Raw genomic sequence first — 12,584 nt, 5'->3', positions numbered from 1 at the left:
AAGATTGGTTTAGTCAAAACCGATCGCAAAATACAAGCGGGATTTCGCCGCCTTCGTTTCTCTTTCTTCACATTAAGTGACGTTCATCACGTGATAGTGTTTTACGTGCCGCCGTCGCAGCCTTTGGCTGCTACCCCGGCATCCCCGCCAATTGGTTGGGTAAAACGTGAGCACTATAGGCTTCGGGCCTGTAGCTCAGTTGGTTAGAGCGCACGCCTGATAAGCGTGAGGTCGGTAGTTCAAATCTACCCAGGCCCACCATATTCCTTAATTAAGATCCGCCAACTTGTTTGTTGGGTCTAAATAAGGGGCCATAGCTCAGCTGGGAGAGCGCCTGCTTTGCAAGCAGGAGGTCGTCGGTTCGATCCCGTCTGGCTCCACCATTTATTTTGGATGCTGGATGTTGGTATCGCCGGTTGAACATTAAGTCACTTAATAGAAAGAACAAGTTTTGCATAACTGACGCGAGTTGGTTTTGCATGATCTTATATATCGTAAAGAGAAAGATAGTTTGTTTGTTTGACCCACACCCGGGGAGAACGAATTATCTTCGTGAAGTTAAATTTAAATATGATCTAACCTTATCATATTCGACGGTCCATTATGCCTTGCACGAGGCGGATTGCGGATATTGATAATGAGAACAATCAAGTGTCTTAAGGGCATCTAGTGGATGCCTTGGCGCACACAGGCGATGAAAGACGTGATACGCTGCGATAAGCGTCGGGGAGCTGCGAATAAGCTTTGATCCGACGATTTCTGAATGGGGCAACCCACTCCGTAAGGAGTATCCCGCAAGGGAAGCAAACCCGGGGAACTGAAACATCTAAGTACCCGGAGGAAAGGACATCAACCGAGACTCCGTTAGTAGTGGCGAGCGAACGCGGACCAGGCCAGTGGCCTATATGTAAAAACAGGAAAGAGCTGGAAAGCTCTGCCATAGTGGGTGATAGCCCCGTACTGGTAAAAAGCATATAGGTCCTCGAGTAAGGCGGAACACGTGAAATTCTGTCTGAACATGGGGGGACCACCCTCCAAGCCTAAGTACTCGTGTGCGACCGATAGTGAACAAGTACCGTGAGGGAAAGGTGAAAAGCACCCCGACGAGGGGAGTGAAATAGTTCCTGAAACTGGATGCCTACAAACAGTCGGAGCCCGCAAGGGTGACGGCGTACCTTTTGTATAATGGGTCAGCGACTTAATTTAACATGCAAGCTTAAACCGTTAGGTGTATGCGCAGCGAAAGCGAGTCTGAATAGGGCGTTGAGTATGTTGGATTAGACCCGAAACCAAGTGATCTAGCCATGGGCAGGCTGAAGGTGCAGTAACATGCACTGAAGGGCCGAACCCACTTCTGTTGAAAAAGAACGGGATGACCTGTGGCTAGGGGTGAAAGGCCAATCAAACTTGGAAATAGCTGGTTCTCCGCGAAATCTATTTAGGTAGAGCGTCAGACGAATACTCCAGGGGGTAGAGCACTGGATGGGCTAGGGGTCCCCAACGGATTACCAAACCTAACCAAACTCCGAATACCTGGAAGTAATATCTGGCAGACACACCACGGGTGCTAAGGTCCGTGGTGGAAAGGGAAACAGCCCTGACCGACAGCTAAGGTCCCAAAGTCATGGTTAAGTGGGAAAGCTTGTGAGATTGCACAGACAACCAGGAGGTTGGCTTAGAAGCAGCCATCCTTTAAAGATAGCGTAACAGCTCACTGGTCAAGCGATCTTGCGGCGAAAATGTAACGGGGCTCAAACCATGCACCGAAGCTTCGGGTTTACAATTTATTGTAAGCGGTAGCGGAGCGTTCTGTAAGTCTGCGAAGGGATACCCGCGAGGGGTCCTGGAGGTATCAGAAGTGCGAATGCTGACATGAGTAGCGATAAAGAGTGTGAGAGACACTCTCGCCGAAAGTCCAAGGGTTCCTGCGCAATGCTAATCAGCGCAGGGTTAGTCGGCCCCTAAGTCGAGGACGAAAGTCGTAGACGATGGGAAACAGGTTAATATTCCTGTACCTGGTGGTAGTGACGAATCTATAGATCTGTCAGTCCTTATCGGATTGGTTCTGGCAGTGAGTAGGTTCCAGGAAATAGCTCCACCAACAAGACCGTACTCTAAACCAACACAGGTGGACAGGTAGAGAATACTAAGGCGCTTGAGAGAACTATGCTGAAGGAACTCGGCAAATTACATGCGTAACTTCGGGATAAGCATGACCATATGGGAGGCAACTCTCATGTGGTGGCACAGACCAGGGGGTGGCGACTGTTTACTAAAAACATAGGGCTCTGCGAAGTCGTAAGACGACGTATAGGGTCTGACGCCTGCCCGGTGCCTGAAGGTTAAAAGGAGAGGTGAGAGCCTTGAATTGAAGCCCAGGTAAACGGCGGCCGTAACTATAACGGTCCTAAGGTAGCGAAATTCCTTGTCGGGTAAGTTCCGACCTGCACGAATGGCGTAACGACTTCCCCACTGTCTCCAGCATAGACTCAGCGAAATTGAATTCCCCGTGAAGATGCGGGGTTCCTGCGGTTAGACGGAAAGACCCCGTGCACCTTTACTATAGCTTCACACTGGCATTCGTGTCGGCATGTGCAGAATAGGTGGTAGGCTTTGAACTATAGACGCCAGTTTATAGGGAGCCAAAATGTGAGATACCACCCTTATCGTCATGTATGTCTAACCGCGGCGTAACAGCGTCCGGGACAGTGTGTGGTGGGTAGTTTGACTGGGGCGGTCGCCTCCCAAAGAGTAACGGAGGCGCGCGATGGTGGGCTCAGACCGGTCGGAAATCGGTCGTCGAGTGCAATGGCATAAGCCCGCCTGACTGCGAGACTGACAAGTCGAGCAGAGACGAAAGTCGGTCATAGTGATCCGGTGGTCCCGCGTGGAAGGGCCATCGCTCAACGGATAAAAGGTACGCCGGGGATAACAGGCTGATGATGCCCAAGAGTCCATATCGACGGCATTGTTTGGCACCTCGATGTCGGCTCATCGCATCCTGGGGCTGGAGCAGGTCCCAAGGGTTTGGCTGTTCGCCAATTAAAGCGGTACGCGAGCTGGGTTTAGAACGTCGTGAGACAGTTCGGTCCCTATCTGCCGTGGGTGTAGGAATGTTGAGAAGAGTTGCCCCTAGTACGAGAGGACCGGGGTGAACAGATCTCTGGTGGACCTGTTGTGGCGCCAGCCGCATAGCAGGGTAGCTATATCTGGACGGGATAACCGCTGAAAGCATCTAAGCGGGAAGCCTCCTTCAAAACTAGCATTCCCTTGAGAGCCGTGGGAGACCACCACGTTGATAGGTCAGGTGTGGAAGCGCAGCAATGTGTGAAGCTTACTGATACTAATAGCTCGATTGGCTTGATTGTTCTCATTAATCAATGCCCGTAATACACCAATACCAACAACATCATCCTAGGCATCAAAACCTAGAAAATATGTTCCTGTATTACATTTGCAAAAATGTAGCGAATATGGTTCGTAAAGAACCAAACAAATTTAACTTCACAGCTTTTGTTTTTTGCTGACTTGGTGACTATGGCGAAGCGCCCAGAACTCGATCCCATTCCGAACTCGAATGTTAAATGCTTCAGCGCCGATGGTACTTTGTCTTAAGGCACGGGAGAGTAGGTCGTCGCCAAGTCTGCTAAAAACAAAAGCTAGCTCTTTACGAAATATAATTTAAAAAAACGCCCTCCAGTGAAAACTGGGGGGCGTTTTTGCGTGCTAAAGGGAGAAGGGGGGAGAGGAGATAATGTCATTGTTCAATAGTGTTCCCGTCTATATTGCCGCATTTTTTTTGATCATTAATGTTTTGACCTTCTTTGCGTTCGCGCTAGATAAATATTTGGCAAAGAGGGCCTTGTGGCGCGTATCAGAGAGTGCGCTTCTAACGCTTGCTGCGTTTGGTGGGGCAGTGGGCGCCACGTTGGCTCAACGTCTTCTTCGACATAAAACTCAAAAGCAACCCTTCAAAACGATTTTGATGTTCATTTCAGTCATCCAGCTGTTGCTCATTACTTGGTTTGGATTCGCTTCCTGATGAAACTGCTCATTAACTTGGTTCCAATTGTGCGTGTGTCTGTAGATAAGTGTCGCCCGAATCAAAAGATAATGCAGGGTGCGAACGGCTTTCCTTCAATGTGCTGCAAGCACAGCCGATTTTATGGAGGCAGAATCAGATGATCACGCCTTCAATGACGTTGGAAATTCCGGCAATTAGCGGCGTCCGAATCGGAAACGCTTGTTAATTGAATGTCGTACGGGTGCAAAAAGCGACAAATAGGCCCGGCGGAGGACAAAAGAATCATGCCCGAACTCTCATAGGGGCGCGAAGTCTGAAGCACTGAAGTCGATGTTTCTCTCGAACCACGGCGTCGCTGACTATCTCAAAGCTCTTAAGTCTGAAAACGAACGTGATGTTCCAGGTCTAATACATAGCTCTTGGCGCCGATATTGATTTGGATAATGCAGTAATCTGTACCCCTCCGACGGGAACCTTGTGAACGCGAACTAGAATCGGCTGGCTGGAGATTATCGTTTGCGCTCTGGGAATCGGCGCATCCATCTCCAGGAAGCGGAATTCCATCAAAGATATGTATGCGGTGTGGCAGATAACTAGGGTGTTGAACGTGTAGCTAACCCACAAAACCCCCGGTTTTCTTGATTTGATTGAGGACTGTCAAAAAAGGTTCAATTTTCTCGTTTGTGTTGTTGACTCTATGAAGGTGCGGTCCTATAACCCCCCAGCACTGAGGGAAACGCACCGCAAGGATGTTGGTCTCTTTAGTTAAGCTCTTGAAAAATATAAGCAATTGTATGATTGAGAACTTAAAGGTTAGAACAAACTACTCGTTCTAACACTTGCTTGGCTCGGAGAGTAGTGAAGTTACAAACTTCATTAAAAAGATGAGCTAACTATTTGAAAGACCGACGAAAGTTTTTCAGATAGGGTGTTGACAAGTCATTTGGTTGACCTTATCAACACCGACACTGAGTTAGATTGGTTTTAAACCAATTTGGTTTGGTTCTTAGTTAGAAACTAGATTGGTTTTTATCTCAGAAAAGTGGTTGACAGGTTGGTTTGCTGATCTTATAACCCCGGAGCGCTGATGAGACTGATTGGTTTTATTGAGTGTTTCCTGAATTGGGCAGCGATTTTGTTGCCGGGCTTGTCCGGTGAGATAGATTGTTGTTGTTGATTTAGGGTGATGATTTTGACGTTTATGCCATTGGTATGAGGGTCTGTTCTTTGACAGTGTGAAGAAGAAGAAAGAGAAACGTGGACGGCGAGGTCCTTGCGGATTGATCGAAAGATTGATCATACAAGACTTCGATGGGTGTACGTTTCTATTAGAGAACACCAAATTACCTTTGCGCTGCGAAGCGCATAGTGACAAGTGGTGTCCTCGTCAAAACGTGCATTGCGTCGACAAAAGTCTATATCAAACTTGAGAGTTTGATCATGGCTCAGAACGAACGTTGGCGGCAGGCTTAACACATGCAAGTCGAGCGCTTCACTTCGGTGAGGAGCGGCAGACGGGTGAGTAACGCGTGGGAACATACCTAATAGTACGGAATAACGATTGGAAACGATCGCTAATACCGTATACGCCCTTCGGGGGAAAGATTTATCGCTATTAGATTGGCCCGCGTTGGATTAGCTAGTTGGTGAGGTAACGGCTCACCAAGGCGACGATCTATAGCTGGTCTGAGAGGATGATCAGCCACACTGGGACTGAGACACGGCCCAGACTCCTACGGGAGGCAGCAGTGGGGAATATTGGACAATGGGCGCAAGCCTGATCCAGCCATGCCGCGTGAGTGATGAAGGCCTTAGGGTTGTAAAGCTCTTTCGCTAGGGAAGATAATGACGGTACCTAGTAAAGAAGCCCCGGCTAACTTCGTGCCAGCAGCCGCGGTAATACGAAGGGGGCTAACGTTGTTCGGATTTACTGGGCGTAAAGCGTACGTAGGCGGATTAGTAAGTTAGGGGTGAAATCCCGAGGCTCAACCTCGGAACTGCCTTTAATACTGCTAATCTAGAGATCGGGAGAGGTGTATGGAACTCCTAGTGTAGAGGTGGAATTCGTAGATATTAGGAAGAACACCAGTGGCGAAGGCGATACACTGGCCCGATACTGACGCTGAGGTACGAAAGCGTGGGGAGCAAACAGGATTAGATACCCTGGTAGTCCACGCCGTAAACTATGAGAGCTAGCCGTTGGGAAGTTTACTTTTCAGTGGCGCAGCTAACGCATTAAGCTCTCCGCCTGGGGAGTACGGTCGCAAGATTAAAACTCAAATGAATTGACGGGGGCCCGCACAAGCGGTGGAGCATGTGGTTTAATTCGAAGCAACGCGAAGAACCTTACCAGCTCTTGACATACCTATCGCAGTCTCCAGAGATGGAGACCTTCAGTTCGGCTGGATAGGATACAGGTGCTGCACGGCTGTCGTCAGCTCGTGTCGTGAGATGTTGGGTTAAGTCCCGCAACGAGCGCAACCCTCGCCCTTAGTTGCCAGCATTTAGTTGGGCACTCTAGGGGGACTGCCGGTGATAAGCCGGAGGAAGGTGGGGACGACGTCAAGTCATCATGGCCCTTACGGGCTGGGCTACACACGTGCTACAATGGCGGTGACAGAGGGCAGCCACTCCGCGAGGAGGAGCTAATCCCTAAAAACCGTCTCAGTTCGGATTGCACTCTGCAACTCGGGTGCATGAAGTTGGAATCGCTAGTAATCGTGGGTCAGCATACCACGGTGAATACGTTCCCGGGCCTTGTACACACCGCCCGTCACACCATGGGAGTTGGTTCTACCCGAAGGCGCTGCGCTAACTTTTGAGGCAGGCGACCACGGTAGGGTCAGCGACTGGGGTGAAGTCGTAACAAGGTAGCCCTAGGGGAACCTGGGGCTGGATCACCTCCTTTCTAAGGATTGACCTTCAAAGCTTCGGCTTTATTGGACTTTCATTGGATAAGATTGGTTTAGTCAAAACCGATCGCAAAATACAAGCGGGATTTCGCCGCCTTCGTTTCTCTTTCTTCACATTAAGTGACGTTCATCACGTGATAGTGTTTTACGTGCCGCCGTCGCAGCCTTTGGCTGCTACCCCGGCATCCCCGCCAATTGGTTGGGTAAAACGTGAGCACTATAGGCTTCGGGCCTGTAGCTCAGTTGGTTAGAGCGCACGCCTGATAAGCGTGAGGTCGGTAGTTCAAATCTACCCAGGCCCACCATATTCCTTAATTAAGATCCGCCAACTTGTTTGTTGGGTCTAAATAAGGGGCCATAGCTCAGCTGGGAGAGCGCCTGCTTTGCAAGCAGGAGGTCGTCGGTTCGATCCCGTCTGGCTCCACCATTTATTTTGGATGCTGGATGTTGGTATCGCCGGTTGAACATTAAGTCACTTAATAGAAAGAACAAGTTTTGCATAACTGACGCGAGTTGGTTTTGCATGATCTTATATATCGTAAAGAGAAAGATAGTTTGTTTGTTTGACCCACACCCGGGGAGAACGAATTATCTTCGTGAAGTTAAATTTAAATATGATCTAACCTTATCATATTCGACGGTCCATTATGCCTTGCACGAGGCGGATTGCGGATATTGATAATGAGAACAATCAAGTGTCTTAAGGGCATCTAGTGGATGCCTTGGCGCACACAGGCGATGAAAGACGTGATACGCTGCGATAAGCGTCGGGGAGCTGCGAATAAGCTTTGATCCGACGATTTCTGAATGGGGCAACCCACTCCGTAAGGAGTATCCCGCAAGGGAAGCAAACCCGGGGAACTGAAACATCTAAGTACCCGGAGGAAAGGACATCAACCGAGACTCCGTTAGTAGTGGCGAGCGAACGCGGACCAGGCCAGTGGCCTATATGTAAAAACAGGAAAGAGCTGGAAAGCTCTGCCATAGTGGGTGATAGCCCCGTACTGGTAAAAAGCATATAGGTCCTCGAGTAAGGCGGAACACGTGAAATTCTGTCTGAACATGGGGGGACCACCCTCCAAGCCTAAGTACTCGTGTGCGACCGATAGTGAACAAGTACCGTGAGGGAAAGGTGAAAAGCACCCCGACGAGGGGAGTGAAATAGTTCCTGAAACTGGATGCCTACAAACAGTCGGAGCCCGCAAGGGTGACGGCGTACCTTTTGTATAATGGGTCAGCGACTTAATTTAACATGCAAGCTTAAACCGTTAGGTGTATGCGCAGCGAAAGCGAGTCTGAATAGGGCGTTGAGTATGTTGGATTAGACCCGAAACCAAGTGATCTAGCCATGGGCAGGCTGAAGGTGCAGTAACATGCACTGAAGGGCCGAACCCACTTCTGTTGAAAAAGAACGGGATGACCTGTGGCTAGGGGTGAAAGGCCAATCAAACTTGGAAATAGCTGGTTCTCCGCGAAATCTATTTAGGTAGAGCGTCAGACGAATACTCCAGGGGGTAGAGCACTGGATGGGCTAGGGGTCCCCAACGGATTACCAAACCTAACCAAACTCCGAATACCTGGAAGTAATATCTGGCAGACACACCACGGGTGCTAAGGTCCGTGGTGGAAAGGGAAACAGCCCTGACCGACAGCTAAGGTCCCAAAGTCATGGTTAAGTGGGAAAGCTTGTGAGATTGCACAGACAACCAGGAGGTTGGCTTAGAAGCAGCCATCCTTTAAAGATAGCGTAACAGCTCACTGGTCAAGCGATCTTGCGGCGAAAATGTAACGGGGCTCAAACCATGCACCGAAGCTTCGGGTTTACAATTTATTGTAAGCGGTAGCGGAGCGTTCTGTAAGTCTGCGAAGGGATACCCGCGAGGGGTCCTGGAGGTATCAGAAGTGCGAATGCTGACATGAGTAGCGATAAAGAGTGTGAGAGACACTCTCGCCGAAAGTCCAAGGGTTCCTGCGCAATGCTAATCAGCGCAGGGTTAGTCGGCCCCTAAGTCGAGGACGAAAGTCGTAGACGATGGGAAACAGGTTAATATTCCTGTACCTGGTGGTAGTGACGAATCTATAGATCTGTCAGTCCTTATCGGATTGGTTCTGGCAGTGAGTAGGTTCCAGGAAATAGCTCCACCAACAAGACCGTACTCTAAACCAACACAGGTGGACAGGTAGAGAATACTAAGGCGCTTGAGAGAACTATGCTGAAGGAACTCGGCAAATTACATGCGTAACTTCGGGATAAGCATGACCATATGGGAGGCAACTCTCATGTGGTGGCACAGACCAGGGGGTGGCGACTGTTTACTAAAAACATAGGGCTCTGCGAAGTCGTAAGACGACGTATAGGGTCTGACGCCTGCCCGGTGCCTGAAGGTTAAAAGGAGAGGTGAGAGCCTTGAATTGAAGCCCAGGTAAACGGCGGCCGTAACTATAACGGTCCTAAGGTAGCGAAATTCCTTGTCGGGTAAGTTCCGACCTGCACGAATGGCGTAACGACTTCCCCACTGTCTCCAGCATAGACTCAGCGAAATTGAATTCCCCGTGAAGATGCGGGGTTCCTGCGGTTAGACGGAAAGACCCCGTGCACCTTTACTATAGCTTCACACTGGCATTCGTGTCGGCATGTGCAGAATAGGTGGTAGGCTTTGAACTATAGACGCCAGTTTATAGGGAGCCAAAATGTGAGATACCACCCTTATCGTCATGTATGTCTAACCGCGGCGTAACAGCGTCCGGGACAGTGTGTGGTGGGTAGTTTGACTGGGGCGGTCGCCTCCCAAAGAGTAACGGAGGCGCGCGATGGTGGGCTCAGACCGGTCGGAAATCGGTCGTCGAGTGCAATGGCATAAGCCCGCCTGACTGCGAGACTGACAAGTCGAGCAGAGACGAAAGTCGGTCATAGTGATCCGGTGGTCCCGCGTGGAAGGGCCATCGCTCAACGGATAAAAGGTACGCCGGGGATAACAGGCTGATGATGCCCAAGAGTCCATATCGACGGCATTGTTTGGCACCTCGATGTCGGCTCATCGCATCCTGGGGCTGGAGCAGGTCCCAAGGGTTTGGCTGTTCGCCAATTAAAGCGGTACGCGAGCTGGGTTTAGAACGTCGTGAGACAGTTCGGTCCCTATCTGCCGTGGGTGTAGGAATGTTGAGAAGAGTTGCCCCTAGTACGAGAGGACCGGGGTGAACAGATCTCTGGTGGACCTGTTGTGGCGCCAGCCGCATAGCAGGGTAGCTATATCTGGACGGGATAACCGCTGAAAGCATCTAAGCGGGAAGCCTCCTTCAAAACTAGCATTCCCTTGAGAGCCGTGGGAGACCACCACGTTGATAGGTCAGGTGTGGAAGCGCAGCAATGTGTGAAGCTTACTGATACTAATAGCTCGATTGGCTTGATTGTTCTCATTAATCAATGCCCGTAATACACCAATACCAACAACATCATCCTAGGCATCAAAACCTAGAAAATATGTTCCTGTATTACATTTGCAAAAATGTAGCGAATATGGTTCGTAAAGAACCAAACAAATTTAACTTCACAGCTTTTGTTTTTTGCTGACTTGGTGACTATGGCGAAGCGCCCAGAACTCGATCCCATTCCGAACTCGAATGTTAAATGCTTCAGCGCCGATGGTACTTTGTCTTAAGGCACGGGAGAGTAGGTCGTCGCCAAGTCTGCTAAAAACAAAAGCTAGCTCTTTACGAAATATAATTTAAAAAAACGCCCTCCAGTGAAAACTGGGGGGCGTTTTTGCGTGCTAAAGGGGAAATGAACGGGGGGCTCAGTTTAAGGAGCGCGCACTTCCTTTAAACGGGTTTAAGACCTGCTTCGAAGTTATCCGTGGTTTTGGTCTGAACGCCTGTCGCGGACCCTTCCACTGAGCACCCTACAATATGAAATCGAGTGCTAGTGGACTTAGTAGCTTTGCCGTTGTGAACGGCTGATTTGATTGTGTGCTTCTACTGCTTTTTGCGCGTTGCCGCGTCTATGTTGCTTGAGTTCTAATTTTGTCTGAGCGGTTGAACTCATCATCCGCACGTAAGCCTACAAACTTGAACCACAATTGAGCTTGGAAACCCGTGTTGGTTTAAGCCTCAGGTTCCAATATCTGTAAGACTTACATTCAATGCTGTGCTTGCGTCTTGGTGTTTGTGCGCACATTCGCCGCTAAGCCGTAAAGACCGGCCACTGAAACTGCGAGGCCCGCCATTACCATCCACATGGTGAAACCACCAAACTGATGCAACAAGAAGCCGCCAACCACCGGGGCGGTTACAAAACCCATAGAGGCTAAAGAGGCCGCGCCGACATAGCTGCCTTTAAGGTGCTCTGGGGCCATACGATCAATAATGATGTTAAGGGTGGGGAAGAGGATCGTTTCACCTATGCTTAAGACAAACATCGCGCCGATAAGCCAATAGGTCGGGGAGGTAGGCACAAACGCAAATCCCAAAAAACCGAGGGCAAATAAGACGACACCGGCCATGGCTCGAACGAGAGGGCGCACGTTCTCTAAAAGTTTGAGGAAAGCGAATTGGAAGATGATGATGGTCGCGCCATTTACAAAAATCAGCGTGGCATAGAGGGTGGTCAGGTTGAGCACGCTTTCTTGACGCAAATATTGAACAAGGCCGGCATCAATTTGCCCATAGGCGATGTGTGAGATGAGCGTTGCTGCGACGAACAGCATGAAGGCCTGATCTTTGCGCAAAACCCCCAAGGCGTCGCCAAAGCGCATGGCTGTACCTGCTTTGGTTCGCTTTATCGGTCGCTCCACCCGGAAAATGATGGCGGCAATGACAAAGTAGACGACATATAGACCTGAAACGATCAAGAAGGTGGATTGCTGACCTGTTGCCCCTGCAAAAGTGCCCAACAGTGGGCCGGTGGCTGCCCCGATATTGAGGAAGAAATAGCGCATATGCAGCGCCATGTCTTTGACTTGGCGGTCTTCCACCATATCGGTCATAAGGGCGCGACCCGGGCTTTCCACCATGCCGCGGCCAAAACTTTGAATAACGGTGCCGGCAAATAGCCACCACAAATGATCCGCAACACCCAAAATGAACATGGAAATAATATTGATGGCCAATCCAGCCAAAATGATCTTTCGACGGCCAATGATGTCTGAGAGGAAACCTACGTAAAAACCGAAGAATACACCCACGGCTGCAGACCCGGCGAGAAATATGCCGATTTGAAATTCGTTCAGACCGAATTTTTGATGCAATAATATGGCAAGAAACGGCCAGACCATAAACAGCACGAAGCGCGAAGCAAAAGTGGCTAAAATGATCAACCAAATGGTTTTGTTAAAATGGCGCACCGCGGCAAACATGGCCAAAGTCCGATCGGTTTGATGATGACGTTAGGGGCGTTGAAAACGCGAAGGATGGCGACCAAATCAGTCGCGCTTAATATGTGAGAAATCTTTAAATGGCGCAATAGTCAGTTTTGCGCGATGCGCCGATCCGCAAGTGTCGAGGTTGTAAATCATATTTTGGCAAATTGATCGGTTCAATCACCTCATATTAGGAAAAGACTGTTTCCAATTGTTGGGTTATTCTTGCTGATTGTACAACTATATTGAACCGATGAATGGGGCGGCGCATGGACCGCCCATCAACGTCGGGAG

Annotated in this window: 2 protein-coding genes, 4 tRNA genes and 5 rRNA genes; 10 read left to right on the top strand and 1 reads right to left on the bottom strand. The window is 49.6% G+C overall.

Annotation, left to right across the window (positions count from 1 at the left end; genetic code table 11):
• The first annotated feature begins 184 nt into the window (after positions 1-184).
• The 10 genes from O4H47_RS16050 (at position 185) to rrf (O4H47_RS16005) (ending at position 10,623) form a co-directional block, all read left to right on the top strand.
• Positions 185-261, top strand: a tRNA-Ile gene (locus O4H47_RS16050).
• A 46-nt stretch (positions 262-307) separates the two neighbouring features.
• Positions 308-383: transfer RNA gene (locus O4H47_RS16045), tRNA-Ala, on the top strand.
• Positions 384-645: 262 nt separating this feature from the next.
• A 23S ribosomal RNA gene (locus O4H47_RS16040) occupies positions 646-3,368 on the top strand.
• Positions 3,369-3,527: 159 nt separating this feature from the next.
• Positions 3,528-3,643 (top strand): 5S ribosomal RNA (gene rrf / locus O4H47_RS16035).
• A 111-nt stretch (positions 3,644-3,754) separates the two neighbouring features.
• Entirely contained in the window at positions 3,755-4,042 is a 288-nt protein-coding gene (locus O4H47_RS16030; protein ID WP_269395025.1) for a DUF1294 domain-containing protein, read from the top strand.
• A 1,404-nt stretch (positions 4,043-5,446) separates the two neighbouring features.
• Positions 5,447-6,932 (top strand): 16S ribosomal RNA (locus O4H47_RS16025).
• A 232-nt stretch (positions 6,933-7,164) separates the two neighbouring features.
• Positions 7,165-7,241: transfer RNA gene (locus O4H47_RS16020), tRNA-Ile, on the top strand.
• Between the two features lie 46 nt (positions 7,242-7,287).
• Positions 7,288-7,363: transfer RNA gene (locus O4H47_RS16015), tRNA-Ala, on the top strand.
• A 262-nt stretch (positions 7,364-7,625) separates the two neighbouring features.
• A 23S ribosomal RNA gene (locus O4H47_RS16010) occupies positions 7,626-10,348 on the top strand.
• 159 nt (positions 10,349-10,507) lie between these two features.
• Positions 10,508-10,623, top strand: a 5S ribosomal RNA gene (gene rrf / locus O4H47_RS16005).
• Together the 16S, 23S and 5S rRNA genes with 4 tRNA genes alongside form the textbook arrangement of a ribosomal RNA operon.
• 449 nt (positions 10,624-11,072) lie before the next feature.
• On the opposite strand, the gene O4H47_RS16000 is transcribed toward rrf (O4H47_RS16005), so the two are convergent.
• Complete coding sequence (locus tag O4H47_RS16000) at positions 11,073-12,287, bottom strand: MDR family MFS transporter (RefSeq protein WP_269395024.1); 1,215 nt, start codon at positions 12,285-12,287, stop codon at positions 11,073-11,075.
• Positions 12,288-12,584 lie beyond the last annotated feature (297 nt).

The organism is Maritalea porphyrae (assembly GCF_027213965.1).
GTDB classification, from domain to species: domain Bacteria; phylum Pseudomonadota; class Alphaproteobacteria; order Rhizobiales; family Devosiaceae; genus Maritalea; species Maritalea porphyrae_A.
Note: the sequence above shows the minus strand (reverse complement) of the source record. Positions and strands in the feature narration are given on the sequence as shown.